At 38.0% G+C, this 18,824-nt stretch carries 20 protein-coding genes and 1 pseudogene; 12 read left to right on the top strand and 9 right to left on the bottom strand.

What is annotated here, in order from left to right:
- Positions 1–8: 8 nt before the first annotated feature.
- Both AC5WOC_RS07400 and AC5WOC_RS07395 read right to left on the bottom strand, forming a co-directional pair.
- Entirely contained in the window at positions 9–716 is a 708-nt protein-coding gene (locus tag AC5WOC_RS07400) for a YqcI/YcgG family protein (protein WP_496054755.1), read from the bottom strand.
- Between the two features lie 119 nt (positions 717–835).
- Positions 836–1,471 (bottom strand): LysE family translocator, encoded by a 636-nt coding sequence (locus AC5WOC_RS07395; protein WP_496054754.1) that lies wholly within the window; start codon positions 1,469–1,471, stop codon positions 836–838.
- Between the two features lie 172 nt (positions 1,472–1,643).
- On the opposite strand from AC5WOC_RS07395, the gene AC5WOC_RS07390 reads away from it, so the two are divergent.
- Entirely contained in the window at positions 1,644–3,050 is a 1,407-nt protein-coding gene (locus AC5WOC_RS07390; protein ID WP_496054957.1) for an alanine/glycine:cation symporter family protein, read from the top strand.
- Here AC5WOC_RS07390 and AC5WOC_RS07385 read toward each other — a convergent pair.
- Positions 3,028–4,314: a phytoene desaturase family protein gene (locus tag AC5WOC_RS07385; RefSeq protein ID WP_496054753.1), complete on the bottom strand. Its 1,287-nt coding sequence runs from the start codon at positions 4,312–4,314 to the stop codon at positions 3,028–3,030. The genes AC5WOC_RS07390 and AC5WOC_RS07385 overlap by 23 nt on opposite strands.
- A gap of 207 nt (positions 4,315–4,521) precedes the next feature.
- Here AC5WOC_RS07385 and AC5WOC_RS07380 point away from each other — a divergent pair, with 207 nt between their 5' ends.
- Together AC5WOC_RS07380 and AC5WOC_RS07375 are read left to right on the top strand one after the other, a co-directional pair.
- Positions 4,522–4,959 carry a 2-thiouracil desulfurase family protein gene (locus AC5WOC_RS07380; protein ID WP_496054752.1) on the top strand — a complete coding sequence of 146 codons (438 nt, stop codon included), beginning with the start codon at positions 4,522–4,524 and terminating at the stop codon, positions 4,957–4,959.
- A gap of 89 nt (positions 4,960–5,048) precedes the next feature.
- Complete coding sequence (locus AC5WOC_RS07375) at positions 5,049–5,546, top strand: hypothetical protein (RefSeq protein WP_496054751.1); 498 nt, start codon at positions 5,049–5,051, stop codon at positions 5,544–5,546.
- Between the two features lie 114 nt (positions 5,547–5,660).
- Here the strand turns inward: AC5WOC_RS07375 and AC5WOC_RS07370 are convergent, their stop codons facing one another.
- The 3 genes from AC5WOC_RS07370 to rpsT all read right to left on the bottom strand — a co-directional run bounded on the left by AC5WOC_RS07370 (position 5,661) and on the right by rpsT (position 7,875).
- Positions 5,661–6,770, bottom strand: a complete 1,110-nt coding sequence (locus AC5WOC_RS07370) for a D-glucuronyl C5-epimerase family protein (protein ID WP_496054750.1) — start codon at positions 6,768–6,770, stop codon at positions 5,661–5,663.
- A 234-nt stretch (positions 6,771–7,004) separates the two neighbouring features.
- On the bottom strand, positions 7,005–7,514 hold the full coding sequence (locus tag AC5WOC_RS07365) for a CcdC family protein (protein ID WP_496054749.1): 510 nt from the start codon (positions 7,512–7,514) through the stop codon (positions 7,005–7,007).
- A gap of 100 nt (positions 7,515–7,614) precedes the next feature.
- On the bottom strand, positions 7,615–7,875 hold the full coding sequence (rpsT, locus tag AC5WOC_RS07360) for a 30S ribosomal protein S20 (protein ID WP_496054748.1): 261 nt from the start codon (positions 7,873–7,875) through the stop codon (positions 7,615–7,617).
- A gap of 141 nt (positions 7,876–8,016) precedes the next feature.
- On the opposite strand from rpsT, the pseudogene gpr reads away from it, so the two are divergent.
- Positions 8,017–8,742: pseudogene (gene gpr, locus AC5WOC_RS07355) on the top strand (GPR endopeptidase); the annotation flags it as partial.
- A 168-nt stretch (positions 8,743–8,910) separates the two neighbouring features.
- Here gpr and AC5WOC_RS07350 read toward each other — a convergent pair.
- Positions 8,911–10,104, bottom strand: coding sequence for a tetratricopeptide repeat protein (locus AC5WOC_RS07350; protein WP_496054747.1), 1,194 nt, complete (start codon positions 10,102–10,104; stop codon positions 8,911–8,913).
- A 598-nt stretch (positions 10,105–10,702) separates the two neighbouring features.
- On the opposite strand from AC5WOC_RS07350, the gene AC5WOC_RS07345 reads away from it, so the two are divergent.
- The 4 genes from AC5WOC_RS07345 to AC5WOC_RS07330 all read left to right on the top strand — a co-directional run bounded on the left by AC5WOC_RS07345 (position 10,703) and on the right by AC5WOC_RS07330 (position 13,509).
- Positions 10,703–10,825 (top strand): hypothetical protein, encoded by a 123-nt coding sequence (locus AC5WOC_RS07345; protein ID WP_496054746.1) that lies wholly within the window; start codon positions 10,703–10,705, stop codon positions 10,823–10,825.
- Between the two features lie 166 nt (positions 10,826–10,991).
- Positions 10,992–11,726: a Fic family protein gene (locus AC5WOC_RS07340; protein WP_496054745.1), complete on the top strand. Its 735-nt coding sequence runs from the start codon at positions 10,992–10,994 to the stop codon at positions 11,724–11,726.
- A gap of 141 nt (positions 11,727–11,867) precedes the next feature.
- Complete coding sequence (locus AC5WOC_RS07335) at positions 11,868–12,323, top strand: hypothetical protein (RefSeq protein WP_496054744.1); 456 nt, start codon at positions 11,868–11,870, stop codon at positions 12,321–12,323.
- 445 nt (positions 12,324–12,768) lie between these two features.
- Positions 12,769–13,509: an SDR family NAD(P)-dependent oxidoreductase gene (locus tag AC5WOC_RS07330; protein ID WP_496054743.1), complete on the top strand. Its 741-nt coding sequence runs from the start codon at positions 12,769–12,771 to the stop codon at positions 13,507–13,509.
- 93 nt (positions 13,510–13,602) lie between these two features.
- Here the strand turns inward: AC5WOC_RS07330 and AC5WOC_RS07325 are convergent, their stop codons facing one another.
- Positions 13,603–14,007 (bottom strand): hypothetical protein, encoded by a 405-nt coding sequence (locus AC5WOC_RS07325; protein WP_496054742.1) that lies wholly within the window; start codon positions 14,005–14,007, stop codon positions 13,603–13,605.
- A gap of 139 nt (positions 14,008–14,146) precedes the next feature.
- On the opposite strand from AC5WOC_RS07325, the gene AC5WOC_RS07320 reads away from it, so the two are divergent.
- From AC5WOC_RS07320 to AC5WOC_RS07310, 3 genes are all read left to right on the top strand, one after another.
- Positions 14,147–14,305 carry a hypothetical protein gene (locus tag AC5WOC_RS07320; RefSeq protein ID WP_496054741.1) on the top strand — a complete coding sequence of 53 codons (159 nt, stop codon included), beginning with the start codon at positions 14,147–14,149 and terminating at the stop codon, positions 14,303–14,305.
- A 373-nt stretch (positions 14,306–14,678) separates the two neighbouring features.
- Positions 14,679–16,439 carry a recombinase family protein gene (locus tag AC5WOC_RS07315; protein ID WP_496054740.1) on the top strand — a complete coding sequence of 587 codons (1,761 nt, stop codon included), beginning with the start codon at positions 14,679–14,681 and terminating at the stop codon, positions 16,437–16,439.
- Positions 16,363–16,800 carry a GPR endopeptidase gene (locus AC5WOC_RS07310; protein WP_496054739.1) on the top strand — a complete coding sequence of 146 codons (438 nt, stop codon included), beginning with the start codon at positions 16,363–16,365 and terminating at the stop codon, positions 16,798–16,800. Before AC5WOC_RS07315 ends, AC5WOC_RS07310 begins: the two co-directional genes overlap by 77 nt.
- Positions 16,801–16,930: 130 nt before the next feature.
- Here AC5WOC_RS07310 and AC5WOC_RS07305 read toward each other — a convergent pair whose 3' ends face one another.
- Positions 16,931–17,479 (bottom strand): hypothetical protein, encoded by a 549-nt coding sequence (locus AC5WOC_RS07305; RefSeq protein WP_496054738.1) that lies wholly within the window; start codon positions 17,477–17,479, stop codon positions 16,931–16,933.
- 207 nt (positions 17,480–17,686) lie between these two features.
- On the opposite strand from AC5WOC_RS07305, the gene spoIIP reads away from it, so the two are divergent.
- Positions 17,687–18,817 (top strand): stage II sporulation protein P, encoded by a 1,131-nt coding sequence (spoIIP, locus tag AC5WOC_RS07300; protein WP_496054737.1) that lies wholly within the window; start codon positions 17,687–17,689, stop codon positions 18,815–18,817.
- Positions 18,818–18,824: the final 7 nt, after the last annotated feature.

The raw sequence follows: 18,824 nt of genomic DNA, 5'->3' as shown, positions 1-18,824 counted from the left end.
AAAGTTTTTTATTGCGGATGAAATGGACATTTTCCTCTGATTGGAAGGGTATCGTCACTGATAAAGAATTGTTTCCATTCAAGATGTTCAGGATCTCCATAATGAGATATATTCGGATGTTTAGGCACCTGATCCCATTTTTCTACTCGTTTGCGAATTTTAGAACGGATGGATGAACCCGATTCGCTCGTTCCTTCCAGCCCTTCAAATATGGTACGCGGCTGAAACCCGATAATCAAACAATTGCCCAAGTCCCTGGTTTTTCGCTGTTTGTATGCAGGGCAGTTGCCAAAGGCAAAATAAGGTTCACCATGAAAACAATATGTCCATAAGTGATGTTCAGGATTTTTAGGGATATGTTCTGGCCAAGTTATTTCATCTTTATCATGCAAATATTGCAGTACATTCCAAAAATATTCCCGATAATAACCGATTGTTTTTTCCTGTTGTTCTGGTTCTACAAACACAAATAAACCGCGGCGTACGAGTGGTTCTTGCTGCATAAGAGCGTGGAACTGGCACAATGTTTCAGGGAGTTTGCTCCAGTCATTATGTTCGATGTACCCGTAACGTAATTCTCCTTTTTTCTCTGCATTTATTCCAAAGTAACAAGGAAAAGTTGGATCCAATACTATCTTACGAAACTGTTGGTATTCACGTAATAACCATGGAGGAAAGGCGCTAAAATCTTCTTCTAAGTTTGTTTGATCAAACATAGCACTTACTCCTTTCTATTGTGTATAAATATGAGTTAACGAAAAAAGAAATAACTACTAGAATGCAAGGGGAATGTATCTTCTTAGAGAAAAAATAAAAAACTACCGTAGTTTGGTAGTTAAAGAAAAAATGTAATCCCTTTCCATAAAAATTTGACACCAAATCCAAATAGTATAAGTCCGGTAAGAAATGTAATTACACGGATAGCTTTTTGGTCCAAAAAATTTCTGCTGACATGTACTGTTGTTGCCACATTGATATTCCACACCGCAATACCTAAAAATAAAAAGAAGATACACATCGTAACCATACTCGAATCATGATTTTGAACCAGTGTGACATAGAGAGAACCGTACACACCTAGCCAAAATAAAAAGCTAATAGGATTTACCATTGCAATAAAAAAACCACTCCAAAAGGCTTTCCATTTGCTAGGATCGATTGAAGCAATTTGCAGCACGGGGCTAGCGGAGGTTTGAAAGGAACTTTTGATACTAGAATAGCTTAGTTGGATAAAGAATAGTGCACCTAGCCAATTTAATGTGATATGTATCCATTGAATAGACATCCAAACAGAAATACCCTGATCAATGGCAATCAGATATACGATATCTGCAGTAAGCGCACCAAGGGAAACAAACCATGCACATAAAAATCCATGTCCGATTCCTCTGCGAACGACTTCAAAATTAACTGGTCCCATAGGAACGGCAAATGAGATTCCAAGCAGAAAATGACTTAACAAAAGTTCCATATCTATAATCCTTTCTCTGTAAGTCAAATGATTAAACAAGGTGAATCTAACGTTTTCCTTTTTGTTTTTATTAGTAAATGATCGTTAGGACAAATTTAGAATAAGAAAATAAAGATGAACAAAAACTATTGCAAAAGACGGGTTCGAAACGGAGATTACAAATGTGAAAACAATGGAGCATATAATTGAAAAAATTGCCGACTTTATTTGGGGCTTCCCGATGATAATTTTTTTATTACTAGCAGGTACTTATTTTACAATTCGGTTGAAAGTGCTCCCCATTCGTTATTTTCCCATTATTGTTAGCGAAACATTAGGAAAACTATTTCAAAAAAAAAGGCAGAATGCTTCTCATAAAAAGGGAGCGTTAACCCCATTCCAAGCGTTTTCTTCATCATTAGCAGCGACAGCAGGAGCAACAAATATAGTGGGAGTGCCAGTAGCGATTAGTCTAGGGGGACCAGGAGCACTGTTTTGGATGTGGGTCGTTGCTTTGATCGGCATGTCTTTGTTATATGCAGAGATTGTTTTAGGGCTGACATATCGAGAGAAAAATGAGCAAGATGAGTGGATTGGCGGTCCCATGTCTTATATGACAAAAGGATTAGGCTGGAAAAAAATAAGTATATTTTATGGTATCGGTCTTTTGTTGGAGATCATTCCAAGCTGCATGGTACAAACGAATTCTGTGACGGAGCCGATTATCAAAGCATTTTCGATTTCTTCATTTTGGGTGGGCATAGGAATTGCTGTAATCACTGCATTGATTGTCTTCGGCGGAATGAAACGAATGGGGAAAGTAAATGAGAAATTACTTCCGATTTTAGTCATTTTGTATGTTGTTGCTTGCTTCATTGTGATTGGGGTGCATTATGAACAAATTATTCCCGCGATTGGTATGGTTTTTACTCAGGCATTTCAAGCATCAGCAGCGGTTGGTACATTTGCTGGTGCCTCTATGCTGCTGGCGATGCGTTGGGGTTTTGCAAGAGGATTGTATACCTCTGAGATTGGACTAGGTACTGCATCGATTGCCAATGCAACTGCATCTGTTCGATATCCACCACAGCAAGCTTTTTGGGCAATTATTACTGTATCAATAGATACTTTGTTAATTTGTACACTTAGTGGATTTGTTGTGCTTACTTCAGGAGTATGGACAAAAACTCCAATTAAGGATGCGCCAAGTATGGTGATTCATGCATTCCAAGGTGTTTTTGGTGAAACGGTCAGCGATTGGTTTATTTCTGCACTGCTGTTCTTTTTTGTGATTGCTACACTCAATGTAATTATCTTTTATGGGGAGCAGCAAGCATGTATTCTATCAGGGAAAAAATTGCAATGGACCATGCGGTTTGTCTATTTAGCAGCAATTGTATTAGGGGCAGTAGGAGTATTATCGCTGTTGTGGAAGTTACTGGATCTGATGCTGGCAGTTATTTTAATGCCAAATGTTTTGGCAATTCTGCTTCTTGGGAAAAAAGTTGCGGCAATTACGGAAGATTATATCAGTAAACGAAAAAAAGACAGTCTCTCCTCAGAGACTGCCACTGAAATTATTGATTCTCCTGCTTCATGATGCGGCTGGTAACCTCGTAAGCCGAAGTAAAGGAAAGTTCTGATAGCTGTCCTTCTCCATGACACCAATCCCCTGCAAAATAAACATCTTTAAGACCGTAAAATTGGACAGGCATGAGTTGTTGATCATATATGCTTTTTATCTCTTGGACGGTTGCCTTTTTGGAAAGACGTTTTGCCACGAGTACATCTCGCCAGCCGGCAAAGTGTTTGTCATAAACCGACTCGATAATCGCTACTTTCTCATCTGCTTTGCCTTCTCTTATTTCTTCTTCATTCAGATAGGCAATTGCTTGCATTAGTTGGCCGCCTTCTGGTATGCATGTCTTGTCATAGTGAGAGATGTCCGTAATGAAAACACGTTCTCCTTTATGATAAATATACGTATAGGGGCTCGCAATCCGCTCGGATAAACCGATATCGTAGACGACTACTTGTGTAGGCTGATAGCTGCTGTAGAAAGAAAATAATGTTTCCTGTTTGGTTTCTGCAAATAATTTGCTTAATTCTTTTGGTGGAATACAAAAGATAAAAGAGTCTGCTTGATATGTTTGTTCTTTTCCGTGAATTTTGGTTATTTTGTCATTATCTACTTCAATTTTATCGATTTTTTCTTTTGTGATGATCTTTCCGCCGTTATTTTCAATGATGTTTGAAAAAGACTCTACAATCGCTTGCCATCCACCGCCAATATAGGAAACTGCCTTTTGCGTAGAAAATAAGCGTTTGTAATAAGCAAAAAACAACGGTGATGGAATGTTTTCTGGTTCATTGGTGAAAAAGTTTGAGGAAGCAACAGTAAGCAGCAATTCACGAATTTGTTCTGGCTGTTTTTTTAAATAATCACCAATAAGAACGCCCTCTTCTCCGCGTTCAATCGCCGTTAATGTTTTTAAGATTTCCTTCGCAAAACGGACTTTGTTTTCAGCATCCAATACTTTTGTCTTATATAACCCTTCTAAAGTAGCAGGCATAGGGGTGGTAAACGTACCCATATCATAAAAAGCTTTGGATGGGGAGAAATCACGCCAATCAATTTCTAGTTTAATTTCTTTTTCCAATCGCTTTAAAATGGATTTGTCTCTGGCATAAATGGCATGAGCTCCAAAGTTAAAGGTGAAACCTTTCATCGGAATGGAAATGGCACGTCCGCCTAGTTTGGGCGCTTTTTCTAGTAATGTTACTTGGTAGCCGTGATATGCGAGTCTCGCTGCTGCGGAAAGTCCAGCTAATCCTCCGCCTACCACTACAACTGATGAAGACATGGAAAACACCCTTTGCAAATTTCATTTTTCAACAGTATCGTAGACATAGGTAATTCCCTTCACTTGTGGAAAGAGAAGGGGGTTCGCAATTTTTATTGGTTCTTTTCATCCTCTATATTGTAACAAGTTCTGCTTCATTTCGGTAGAGTGCAATTATTATTTTCATTTCATAAAAGGATTCGGTCAACATCGAAAGGAGAGAAATCATTGAAAATCGTTAGTGCTTGTCTCATGGGGGTTCATTGTCGATTTGATGGAAAGGATAGTTTAAATAAAGAAATACAAAGATTGGTCAAAGACGGGAAAGCAGTGCCTGTATGCCCGGAACAAATAGGAGGTTTGTCTACTCCACGTCTTCCAGCAGAGATTGTGGGCGGGGATGGTTTTGATGTTTTAGATGGCAAGGCAAAAGTTATGAATATCGAAGGCGAAGACGTTACTGCTGCATTTATTCGTGGTGCAGAGGAAGCATTACGAATAGCAAAATCGGTAGGAGCAACAGAAGCGATCTTGAAAGAACGCAGTCCTTCCTGCGGGAGCTGTGTCATTTATGATGGTACATTTCAAGGAAAGAAACAAGCAGGCAATGGGGTGACTGCTGCACTTTTGAAAAGAAATGAAATAGAGGTAGTATCAGCAGATTAAGTAATTTCTCTAATTATAAAAAATATTTTGCAGAAAATAATAAATCCCCCTATAATTAGGCAGTAGTAACATTATAGGGGGATTTTTAATTGACATCTGAGTTAGAAATTAAGCAGATAGAGGAAGATGTACTAGAAAAGGATCAAATAATAAGCTATAAATTTAAGAACAGTTTTTTTAGACCTTGGCACACAATAAATCTAGCTTTGGATTCAAAACTATTGCGAATGTTTGGGATAAAATTTTGGGGAAATATACCAATAGGAAATTATAATTTAACCTTTCCATTGAAGGCAATTTCTCGTATTTCTACTAGTACCGGAATGGATAAACTGCGATCAAATCTCTTTGTTTTTTATCTCTTTATTGATTTTATGATCTCATATCATGTATCCATAGATTTGGTATTTACTTATTTAATACCACTTCATCTTATTGTGTTGTACTTGGGTATTTCTGTTCCAACTCATAAGTTATATATTGTAAATCATTCAGGTGAACAAACGGTTCTCAAGATTTCATACCTCGAGAGGCATAAATCAGAAGAATTAGCAAATAAAATCAATCAAATGATTGCGAAATTATAAATTGTATAAAATAAAAGCTATCCACTGAAGTAACAAGGATAGCTTTTATTTTCGTTTATGAACCTTATCATGATCTGTCTATGTGCAATTAACTCTGAACAAAAGATAGATGTTTTACTTTTGATCCAACAACAGATGGATTTCTTTTTCTGTAAAGTAACTGTTTAATTTTTTGGGGATAGCCTTTATACCATTCGCTCCTGTTATTGCTGTATCCAAATAGAAACGATCAGCCATTTCACGAAAGCGAATATCTTTTGTTATTTTATAAATCTGTCTTAATTGACGTATATGTACAGCATGATATTTTCCAGCTGTGTTGTTATATTTCAAAGAATAGTAGCTTTTGTGTCCAGGTAATCGGTAGCGTTCGCCATACGCCAGCAGGGTGGTAAATGAGCCATAGAGATAGTTTTTGGCTTGGGAATTATTAGTCAATTTGTAATAATCATAAATTCCATATATGGAAAATATAAACCCGTTTAATATGTGGGTATGTATTTTTGATTCCGTAGGATATTCTTCAAACCAAAGGTATGCATATGGATCAATTGCAGTGACCCAAGGTTTTTCCGCTAACATAAATTTATTTATTTTCAAAAAGCTGTTGAATGTGCAATTTGCCCATTGTAAATATTTTATTTCTTTCGTTATCTCATACATACGAACAAAGACAGAAAGGGCTTGCCCTTGAGCCATTGCAGAGAACCATGGACTATGCAGCTTCTCTTCTGGGCGACCAAGTACTTGATAATCAAAAGGATATGCGAAATAGAAAGCTGAGTTCGGAGAGATCGAAAGGTTGATTAAATGCTCGGATAATTTTCTTGCTTTTTCTAGGTGTTCGGGTTTCCCTAGTTGTTTGTATGAGTTTATGTAAAATAAAGCCTCTTGAGCAGTTCGAACAGGGTGGTAATAATACTCATTACCAACTTTCACCATCGGCATTCCATTATTATCGTATTTTACTAAAGAAGACTGTAATAATTTCTCTACCGACTTTCCTTTACGAAAATCATAAAAATAGGGATCGTCTTTTTCGTCTGTCAATTTGTCAATTTGGTATTTTTCCATTTTAAATTGATATTGACTGTTGTATCGTCCGATTTCTTGTGCTGGTTTCATAATGGGATCAGGACGAGATACATCTGCGCTGGATATAGGAATGGAAGCAAAGCTAAAAAGTGAAAAGGCAGCTAAACCAACGACGAATTTCTTCAACATTATTATCACCAACCATTGATATGCTTTATCTTTTTCCAACAAGAATTTTATATGTATTATCGTTTAATGGTGAATAATGGATTGAATTGTTTGGTAGTTGATTGATAAAAAATCAAAAAAAGCCATTTTCTCCAAAAATAGAGGAAAATGGCTTTTTGCATAGATATAGAATATCGTCTAAACGTAAAATAAAAGTTATCCACCAAAGTAACAAGGATAACTTTTCATTTTCGTTTATGAAGTTGGTAAAGCTTCCGCTTTATCATGATCTTTCATCAACTTCTGATATTGCAAGTACATGGCAATACGCCAAGGAACCAGCATTCCAAAAGCCAATATAAAGAAGAGAGCACCTGTTTGTGGGATGGAAAGAAACTCTTCAATATAACTATGAAGTGCCAGTCGAATAGCTAGCAAACCTAATAGTATATAAACAAATGCAGGAGAACGCTTCAAAAATACTTTTCCTTCTCGTAGCTCAAACTTGGATGTTTTGATCAATGGAATGGAAAAAAGCAATGCTCCGCATAAAAAAGCAACTCCTGCCCATGTCCATGAAATATGGGTAAGTGGGAAGAGAAACATCAGAAATCCTGTACTCATTCCTAATGGCGGGATGAGTATTTTTTTTGCATTTGTAGGTTTATCTGCCGCTTTGATTCGAATGAAAATCATCGACAAAGCTCCTAAGACAAAGACAATAGATGCGATCATATGCAGATGTAAGGCAAAGAAAGTTTCCATATTCAACACCTCTTAATCTACACAAAAATGGAATATCTTGTCCTTAGTATATGAAAAAAGCACAATAAGTATGAAAAAGCGACCCCAATCGAGGTCGACCTTATAGCGCTTGTAACTTTTGAGTTAGACGAGATTTTTTGCGAGCAGCTGCATTTTTGTGAATAAGTCCTTTTGTTACTGCTTTATCCAAAGTGCGGCTAGCTGTTTTCAAAAGACCAGTTGCCTGTTCTTTATCATTGTTCTCAACTGCAGTTAGAAAACGTTTTACAGCTGTACGCATCGAAGATTTTTGAGCTGAACGGTGTTCACGGCGTACTTCGTTCGTTTTAGCGCGTTTGATAGCAGATTTAATGTTAGCCAAGTAGATTCACCTCCATAGTAGATCTGTTGATTCCGATAAAACAACATGCATCATTGTAACATTAACAACTTGGAAAGTAAAGAATAATAGCCAGATAGTAGTAAAAAATAGGGAGGAAAATATGTGGGGAGCTGACTGAAGATGAGAGAACATCAAATTGATTTAAGCCAGTATAACATAAGAACGGATCTAGCAATTGAAGCGCACGATATGGCACAAGAGCAACAAACCAGCCCAATTCCTGGTGTACGTCTCAATGAAACAGAATCAGAAGGAATTCGTACGAGCTGGATTTGGGTAGAAAATGATGAAGGAGCAGAGCGGATAGGAAAAGCTCCAGGTACTTATTTAACACTTGAAGTTCCAGCACTGCGATCCAAAGATTCCAATCTGCAAGAAAGAGTAGCTGCTCATTTCGCTAATCAATTTTCACAGTTTTTACAAGATGTTGGTATTGATGCGAATGCAAAAGTGTTACTGGTCGGACTTGGAAACTGGAATGTAACACCGGATTCGCTAGGGCCATTGGTGATCAAGCAATCGATGGTAACAAGGCATCTTTTCGTTTTGGCTCCAGAACAAGTAGCAGATGGATATCGCTCCGTCTCCGCTGTTTCACCAGGAGTACTGGGGATTACTGGGATCGAAACGAGTGAGATCATCTATGGGATTGTCCAAGAAACCAAACCGGATCTCGTTATTGCTTTTGACTCCCTCGCTTCCCGTGCTTTATCGCGTGTGAACACAACGATTCAAGTTACCGATACGGGTATTAGTCCAGGAGCAGGTGTTGGTAACAAACGGAAACAGTTGAACCAAGAAACACTCGGCGTACCTGTTATAGCGGTAGGAGTTCCCATGGTTATAATAATGCGGGTATGGTAATTTCAAGTTTAATGCAGAAGATTGCTAGGACATTTCCAAGTCCGATTAGGAAGCAGGTACACAAAAGCGTAGTCTAAGGGGAGACTCTAAGAAAAATAGTAGTGGGAGCCTTAGTTTTAGCTCCCATTTATGCTTATCATCAATTAAATTTTAATTATCAGGTGGTCTTCCAGCTCGATGTTTTACATCTACAGTAAGCTGTTCATTCATTTCATTCTCACCTCCATTACTTGATAATTTTACACTGAGTTCAAAGAAGAGTGTAAGAAAATTATGATGTTTCCCTATGTCTATATCCTTGTAATATTCCGCTAGTTTTAATACCGTGTTTTTTTCTTGAATTTGAAGAGAGTGTTTTTGAACCAATTGATAAGCCTTTTCCAAAGAACAAATAGCTTCATGCTTTTGATTTTGCAGCCAAAAGCATTGTGATAAAGCACTAAGAGCTTCATATTGATAAAAGGCATCGTCATCTTCTTTACTTAATTTAACAGCGTTTTGTAGATAGGTTTCAGCCACAGTGAGATCATTTATTTGACAATATAGTTTTCCTAGCTCAGTTGCATTATAAGCAACTAAATAGGCTTCCTTAATTTTCTCTTCCCATTGGGAAGCTGTTTCAAAACATACTTTCGCCATTTCTAAATACCCTAAATCTTTATAGATGCTTCCTGTGGTTGTCCACATCTCAAAACTGCGGTCATAGTTTTTTTCTCGACGAGCAATGTCAATCACTTGTTTGGCTACTAGAAGTGCTCTATCATAAAGTTTTTCTCGGTAAAGGAGATTCACTTCTGATTGGTACATATTTAACTTCGTTTCGGTGTCCATCTCCCCTTCATACTTTCGCAATTCTTCTAAGACACTTTTAGCTTCGATATTTCTCTCTAATTTCTCTAAATAAAAGACTTTGCTAAGTAATAGAACATATTTGGTAGACTTTCTCTCTCCTATTGGATCAAAAGCTTGTAAACCATTTTCGACATATATTAACGCTTCTTGGTAGTTGTTGGATAGAGAGTGAATACGACTTAATTCATAATAACTAGCAGCTGCCACATTAGAAGATGAAAGAGATGGGAAGCGGTTACAAGTTGCAATCGCATCTTGGAAACAAGAATGTGCTTTTGTCCAGTGTTCTTTTCCTCGACGAAAAAAGTATTTTCCTTTCAAATAATGAACCATATGTAATAGCGGATCATCTTTTAACTCTGCTTCTATTTTCTTTAATTCTTTTTTTCCTTCTTGCAGATAGCCATAGTCGATGTGATTTTCGACAGAAGTAAGCTTTAATTGGATCATTTGCAGCAGTTGATTTTTCTTTCCTGCTTCTTTCTTCAGCAATTGGGGAATATCTTCCCAACGAATACCGATAGCTCCAAACAATTTTTTAATTGTTTGTTGGCTGGCTCTTTTATCCTTTGCTTTTTCTACGTTACTGACAGTCGAAGAAGAGACTCTGGCTGTCGACTAACCTGTTCAAAATACATAAAATCTATCCTCCTTATCGTTTCAAAAAAATTTTTTGTTTTAAATAGTCAGTTAAAATGAATGAGATAGTCATTTTTAAGTCAATTGAGACCTGCATAGGAGTCATTTTTGGTGCGTTTTTTTCCTGATTGACCGAAATGAAGTAAAAATAGACTTGAAACAGGGATTTGTTTGTCTATTTTTCAGAATTTGTAAATAATTTAATAATTAATTATAATTACAAGCAGATAAGACAACTTAGATGATAACGTTTTCAAGATTATATATTCTTCTATGGAATGGTCAAGATTTTTGAATATCATAGTTGTACTCAAATTCATGGAGGAATGCATTGCAAATGAATCGGCTATATTCATAAAGCATGTCTTCCCCTTCGCTTTCAAAACGTCCCCAGACTTGCCGGTGCAGTTCGAATATCAAGCCAACTATCACTACTAGACAAGTGAGTAAATTGACAATTAAAAGTGAGGATGGTAAAGAGATCAAGATTATCTTACTAGATGCTGAGGTTGTGGAAATGGCAAATGGTGTGGTATATGTACATGGGAAAAGTTACGATATCTTCGCTGAATAGAAGAATTAAAGCGAAGAATGAGAAGTCGTGTAGCTTGTGACGATTCATCTATGACCCGATTTATATATATGGATACATAATCAGTATTCAATTTGGTAATTCCATAGAATTAGAAGCAAATGAACGGTATAATGGTGTCATTAACGTTAGAAGAGGTAATATAGCGATGAATCGATTCGAGCGGATTGATGAATTAAAAGCTCAGCTAGATCAAAAACGCCCATTTCCTAATCATGTCATAAAAAATTTGCATGATCATCTCGTTGTGGAATGGACTTATCATTCTAATTCAATTGAAGGTAACACCTTAACACTGACGGAAACAAAGGTCGTGTTGGAGGATGGTATTACCATTGGTGGGAAATCGGTTAAAGAACATCTGGAAGCACTTAACCATAAAGAAGCAATATTTTTATTAGAAGATATTGTAAAAAGAAATGAACCGTTTTCGGAAAGAGTGATCAAAGATTTGCATGCTATTATTCTCAGAGGGATTGATAATGAGAATGCTGGTGTTTATCGAAAGACAAATGTTCTGATAAGTGGTGCAGAGCACATTCCGCCTGATTACCTAATGGTGGAAGAACAAATGAAAAATCTAATCACATGGTATGAAACGGAAGCACAGCAGTTTCATCCAGTAAAAAGAGCAGCGATGCTGCATAGTTTGTTTGTGAAAATTCATCCTTTTATCGATGGAAATGGTAGAACCGCAAGATTAATAATGAATTTGGAGCTGTTAAAAACTGGATATGTTCCAATTGTAATTAAGAAAGAACAACGTTTACAATATTATCAAGCATTAGATCACTCTCATGTTACCAATGACTTTGAGGATTTTATCCAGATGTTGATTGAGCTTGAGCAGGAGAAACTGGAGTTTTATATACGATTTTTATAATTTTGGGTACATCCATTTGTTGGTGTGCTTTTTTTATTAGTTCTACTTTGGAAAATAAAGTATGGATACAGATTGTCTCTTTTGTTCATCCTAATTTTGATCTAATCAGTGGATTACATTTAGAACAAAGGAGAAGAAAAGATGAAAAAGGCAATTATTTGTTTTTTATCCGCTTTATTTCTGAGTTTTTCTTTCACATTTATAGCCCCGTCCTATGCTGCTATAGGAGACAATAACAATAAACATGGCGATAATACGATTAACAGTCGGAATGCTCGTCCAAACAATACCAATAATGTACCCAATCGAAACAATACTGATAACTTAAACAATCGGTATAATGCAAATGACATAAATAAACGTAATACTCCACAAAATACTAGTAATATTGTCAATCCAAACAATAATGACAGGTATGTCCCAAACGGTACTGGCAACCGAAATAATATGCAGCAGCCTGGAACAACTTTTACGCGCACATCCGCAACAAACAACAACGTTTCACGTTCATCTAATTACGGTTGGCTTGGCCTAGTGGGACTGCTTGGATTTCTTGGTGTGCTTGGGGCAATAAGAAGAGGCAATCCTGAAAAATAAGCAAGTAGCATCAAAAATTCCCCTCTAGCGTGAAATAAGCTCAGAAGGGGAGTTTTTCTGTTTATATGTAAGATATTTCTATTTAGACATTTTTAAAAAAGCCCTGATATATCAAGATTTTCTTCTTATACGTTACAAAACTATACTTTTGTAACCCTGAAAGATGGTCAAGGGCAATTTGAAACAGCTAACATTCTAAAAAGAATTGTCAGTTTTTTAAAATAATCAAAAACAAACGAGCATCAATATAAATATTTATATTTCTATAAAAATATAACAAAAAATCAGGGGGAGCAGGTTCTGTTTTTTCTTCTTTCGTTCTTTATATGGAATAGATAAGTCGTTTGTGAGAAATATGAAGACAGATACTTTTTTCAGAAAATTATAGATGTTATAATATTCCTCCAACTATTATTTGCTAATTTCATAGAAGGAGATACCAGAAATGGGACGTTTGAATAATAAAGTTGCTATTATTACAGGTGCAGCAAGTGGTCAGGGAAAAGAAGAAGCGATACTCTTTGCAAAAGAAGGCGCACGTGTTGTGATTGCAGATATTCAATGGGGAAAAGCAAAAAAAGTAGCAGAAGAAATACAGTTAAATGGCGGAGTAGCATTTGCTTATCATCTTGATATTGGAAATGAAAACCAGTGGAGCAGTTTAGTCAGAAAAACAGTAAAAAAATTCAAGAAAGTCGATATACTAGTGAATAATGCCAGTACTCCTGCTAACAGTGATGATTTAGTAGAAGAATGGAGACGTGTTTTAAACGTGAACATGATTGGGACTTTTTTGGGGATGAAGTATGTGGTGCCTGTAATGAAAGAGATAGGTGGCGGCTCTATTATTAATATATCCTCGGTTGCTGGTTTGATTGCTGGGGGTGTGAATCCTTATACTGCTTCCAAGGGTGCAATTCGTGCGATATCAAAAAGTGCGGCAGTGGAATATGCACCATATTATATTCGTGTGAATTCTGTTTATCCTGGTATGATCCATACTCCTATGACAGAAGATTTGTTATCCAATGATGGTATTAGAAAGCATTTTGAATCCGTTACACCTCTTCCATACTTAGGAGAATCGCCCGATGTAGCATACGCAGTCCTCTATTTGGCATCAGATGAATCGCGTTTTACTACTGGTGCTGAATTAACGATTGATGGGGGATGGACATCGCATTAGGATGTTAGACTTAAAAAACAGTCTATAAAAAACAACTGCCCTCCCTGTAGAGATTTCTCAACAGGGAGGGCGGAAGCCCACGTTGGGGAAGTGTCAGCTGTCGATCACACCATAGACCTCGACGAGTTCGATCTTCTTGCCGTTGAACTCACGGATCGACTTCTCCTTGACCTTGGTCACCTTGAAGGTTGGGTTGTTGAATCGACCGAACCGCTCACCGACGACGGGAATGCTCTTGCCGTCCTCCATGACCTTTCGAATGTCGATGTAGAAGCGGACGCGGATCTCGCCTCCCTGCTGGAAGAGACGCATGCCCGGGATGTTCGGAGACGTGCCCTTCTCCAGCGTGAGAGGAGGACGGTTTCCGCGCGGCGGACGACCGTGGTTCTTCCGGTTGAGCGTCTTCTTCGAGAACTCGGGACCTCGGAAGAACTGCGGCATCTCACCCGGGTCGACAAAGTACTTACCAGAAAGACGACGAGTGGTGGCAGTGGACATGACTCTCCTCAGAGTGTGCTTCAGTGTAACCTTTACGTTTAGTATAAGAAAAACGATGAGATAAAACAATCGATTTAATGCATATTTTTGTATAGTAAGTCGGATAATAGGTGCAAAAAACGAAAAGGATGTTCTTAAAGTGTCCGATTATAAAGTAAAAGTAGTATTTGCAAAGGATAAGCTGTCTGCTGTTGATTTACAGAACAAAATCAATGATTTTCAGTGTATTTTCTCCGAAGTTGCTTCACGGTATTATCGGGAGAAACATGATGATAGTAAAAAAAAGAGAGGCAACTAACTGCCTCTTTTTTCTTGTGTTAAAAAAGCATTTGACAACTCAATACGGCTAAAGCCGTTGGATTCTTGGGACCATAGCCTCATGACTATTTCATTACCAAGCTAACCCTGTGTGCCCCACGGTTTATGTTTGTTGATTTCTTCTTTGCCGCGAGCAAACTTGGTTTTCGTCTGTCACGACTATACATATATTACCATGGGAATGTTTGTTTGTAAACTTGCTTTTTTCCAAAGGTTGAACTAGGGAAGGAAAATTTCTTACCCTCGTTCCACGCTCGCTTTCATCCCACGATTTAAACCGTGGGTTTTCTCGCTCGCAATGTTATAATACCTGTAATAATATAACGGTAGATTACAAAAAAGGTGTAGATAAAATGGCAGAGAAACTAAAGATTGCTCTATTTATGCGTGCTAGTACAAATAAACAAACGAGCCAAGGAAAAATGAAATTAGCAGCTCGTTCTGGTAAGGTGTCTGCTAGACCGATGACAGATGAAAATGATTTACCTCTGCAAAAAAAGCGGTGTATGGAGTATATCGCAAATAAACCAAACTGGGAATTTACCGAGTTGGAGTATGTAGAAGCTGGTGTTTCTGGCTTTCATACTCATACAACCAAACGAACCGGTTTAAACCGTGCGTTTGAAGATGCAAAAAAAGGCTTATTTGATGTATTACTCGTCTATAAACTAGACAGGATTGGTCGTCGTTCAACAGAAAGCTTAAACTATGCAATTCGTTTTCTTCGTCATTGCCGTATTTGGGTGGTAGACAAAGACAGAGAGTTTACAAACAATGGGGATGCAGATGAAATTTTAAACTTTATTGAGTTTTGGTCCGCTAAAAAGTCATCAATGGATACAAAAGTACGTGTTACAGATATGATGAAATTGATTCACAAGGAAGGATATTGGACAGGAGGGAATCCTCCCTATGGTTATCGAAACCATTCGGAACTGTCAAATATGCTGGAGATGGATTTGAAAGAGGCCGAAATTGTCAAAGAAATATACCGTCTTTACGTTTCTGAAGGTTTAGGCATGCTCCGTATAGCAAGTATTCTCAATGAACAGGGTTTAAAAACGAGAACAGGTAGACAATGGAGATCAGAGGGGATTCGCAAAATTCTTCGTAATACTATTTATAAAGGTTATTTATCTTATGGGAAAACAAAAACAGTCGAAGGAGAGTTTGGGTCTTACCAAAAATACACCAAGCAAGGAGATGAGTTGATATCCGATAAATATTGGTCGGAATATGAGATAGTTTCCGCAGATATTTGGAACAGAGCTCAAAAAATGAAACAATCCAGAGTGACAAGTAATTCATTCGGAGGAAGTGCTCCTAAACGAAAGGGAACAGGCAAGGGATTACTTGTCGGATTACTTGTTTGTGAATGTGGCAGCCACATGACTTATGGCAGTCAACGAGATTGGTTAGATTCGCAAAGGACAAAAAAAGGAGATTTATATGGTATCTATCGATGCTTACGAAGGTTGAAATCCGGCGTACACGCTTGTGGTGCAAAAAAAGGGACACATAAAACAGAAAAAATTGATGCACTAGTCATAGAAAAGATGAAGGAATACACTAAGGAGCTAATCACGTCCAATGTATTAAGTGAAATACAACAAAAAACCATGGATGCTTCGAAAGAGATTGAATCAAAATTAATACAAGCAAAACAGGAAATGGAGCAGTGGCAGCGAGCAAAAGAAAATGCGAACCATCATTTATTACAAATATTAATGGGAGAAGATTCTTCTTTCTCTGAACCACAACTAAAAGAATTATATGAGAAATCAGTGAGGGAATTGGAACAAGCTGAACGGTTGTATGAAGAAATAAAAGCATTAAAAGATAGCAATGGACTTTCGGAAGTTGATGTTTTAAAGCTTCAAGACGTTTTAGCGGATTGGGGACATCTATTTGATACAGCGACAACAGAAGAAAAAAGAGAGATGATCAAAAGTATTGTAAAAGAAGTCAAAGTGATAGAGGAAGAAATAACGATGGAACTTCACTTTGATGTACCTAAATTTTTTGAGGCGGTGAGTTGTGCAAGAGAAACAGCAGCAAGTCAAGCTACTTCTTCACAGCAATATGCTAACGATAGGAGTTCCAACCGTTGTTGATGCAGTAACCATCGCCTTTGACACGGTCAATTATTTGTTAGCTTATTTGAGCCGGGAAATGTCTGGAGTGAAAGGCAATCCGCTCGATCCATTGAATCGTCCAGAATTAAAAGAGTTGGAACAACAAGAAGTACCAACCGAAACGAAAACAAAGATGCTGGGTCTCGTTGGTGGACTGGAAGATGATGAGAAGCGGCAGCTCATTCATGAAATCTTATCTCCATTGGGGCAAAATTTGATGGTCACACCAAAAGAAGTCGACGATTTTATTAATGATATGGCAAAAGTTATTGCTACCGGATTAAACTGTGCGCTGCATGAAGCAGTTACGATGGACAATGTAGTTACTCATTTGCATTAAGGGTGATTGTAAAATTGAGAGAATAATGTTTAAAGGAGTCTAAAAATGACTCCTTTTTTCTATATAAAAGGTAAGTTGTATTCGGCGGGTGGATCAGTAGAAGAAGTCCTACCAACCCACCCGAACGCCGTCAGCCCTGCTCAATGCGAGGCTTGCAGCAGTCGATCAGCTTCTTCGTGTCCTCTCCGCCGGCGATCTTGTTCATCTTCTCGATGAGCTTGATCAGCGCCAGCCACACCAGGAAAGCCTCCTCATTGGGCTTCTTGCCCATTGCCCTGTAGAAAGAGTTGAGGAGTTCGTTGATGTTCTGGAAACGGAAGGTGAACTGCTGACCGATCCACATGTCGATGAGAACATTCCAGATAACCGTCTCCAGTGTATTGATCCACTCAAGGAAGACCGAGACCTGAACACTGCCGAGTTCGTCAGTGCTCTGTTCCACCGTGGAACGAATGGTGAACAGATCTTCGAAGATGTCCTTGCGGACGATCTCTCCGTGCTTGAGGTCGATTTCGAGCAGACGTCGAATCATCGAAGGCTTGAGATCAATCAGCACCTGATTGTACGAGTTCAGCCACTCGCCGACTTCAGTCGTCTTCTTGGAACCGAGCACCTCGAAGAGCGCCTCACGGAACTTCTTTGCACCCGTCGTGGTGACGACGTTCGTGTTGTCAGCCATCTTCTTGCCCTTTCTTGGCAGAAGGCTTACTTACATTACTTTTATTGTAACAGGGGAGTATTTTCAAAACAATAAAATAAAATCACCTCTTCTAACTCCCCGTAATTTTTCCTAGTTCTCTAAATCTATTTTTTCGTTCTACTCTCGTAATCTTCCTCATATGTATTGATAGAAAAGATGATCGTGCAACGGATGGGGGAATGAGGAATGAGACGGACGTATTTTCGCATGGAAACATATAACCTATCAGACCCTAAATATCGACGGGTATTTGTTATTTTTATGATGAGTACAGCAGTTGTTCTTTTGATTTTAGGAGCATTTTTTGTGATACAGACAGAATCGGATAATCATTCGAAGTGGAGTAAAGTAACGGAAAATATTACTTCGAAAACATTGTTACAAGTGATGAGTGACAATGTTCCTTATTTGCAGGAAATGATTCATCGACCTGGAAGCGAACAGATGGTATCTCGTTTATTTTTTGAGGTGATGACAAGTTTTGATCCTCATGATCCACGTACTTTTTTGAGCAATGAAATCCCATTGTTTGCGTTATTTGATACCGACATTGATACTGCTAGTAAAGATGTAACCTTTTCTGATGTACCGATTGAATCTTCGCCTCCTGCTAACCTGGAAGAGCAATTGATGAACGAAATAAAAAAGCAAGAGAAAACGGAAAAAAGAGTTCCCCCAACTACGGTGACAAGTCCAAAAGTGAAACGTATATTTATTTATCACTCGCATTTTTCTGAATCCTATATACCTGAGCTCAATCAATCACATGGTATGAAAGCAAATGATGCTGTGAAAAATATTACATTAGTAGGCAAACATCTAGCAGAACAGTTAGCAAAAATGGGAATTGGTTCAGTAGCTTCCCACGTTCCCTATCCTTATCGCGGAGCCTATACAGCATCTCGAAAAACAGTTGTTCAAGCATTACAGAAATATGATCATTTAACTTATTTAATTGACATCCATCGCGATTCTCAACGGCGTAAAGTTACAACGATCACGATCAAAGGGAAGACGTATGCACGGCTTGCCTTAGTCGTCGGGGCAGCGAGTAAACACTTTGCAGATAATTTGAAACTAGCCCGTTCGCTGTATAGAGAAATTAACAAAATTGCTCCTGGTTTAGTCAGAGGAGTATTTATTAAGCCTCGTACGACAGGAACAAATGGAGAGTACAATCAATCACTATCCAAAGGGAGTTTTCTTGTTGAAATAGGCGGAATTGATAATAATTTCCAAGAAGTGTTTCGATCCACCGACATTTTGGCAAAAGTGTTAAGAGAGAAACTAACGAACGCAGTACCTGTACAAAAATAGGAGGGAA

The sequence above is a fragment of the Shimazuella sp. NTD247 genome (assembly GCF_059510415.1).
This window is presented reverse-complemented; position numbering and strand designations above follow the sequence as displayed.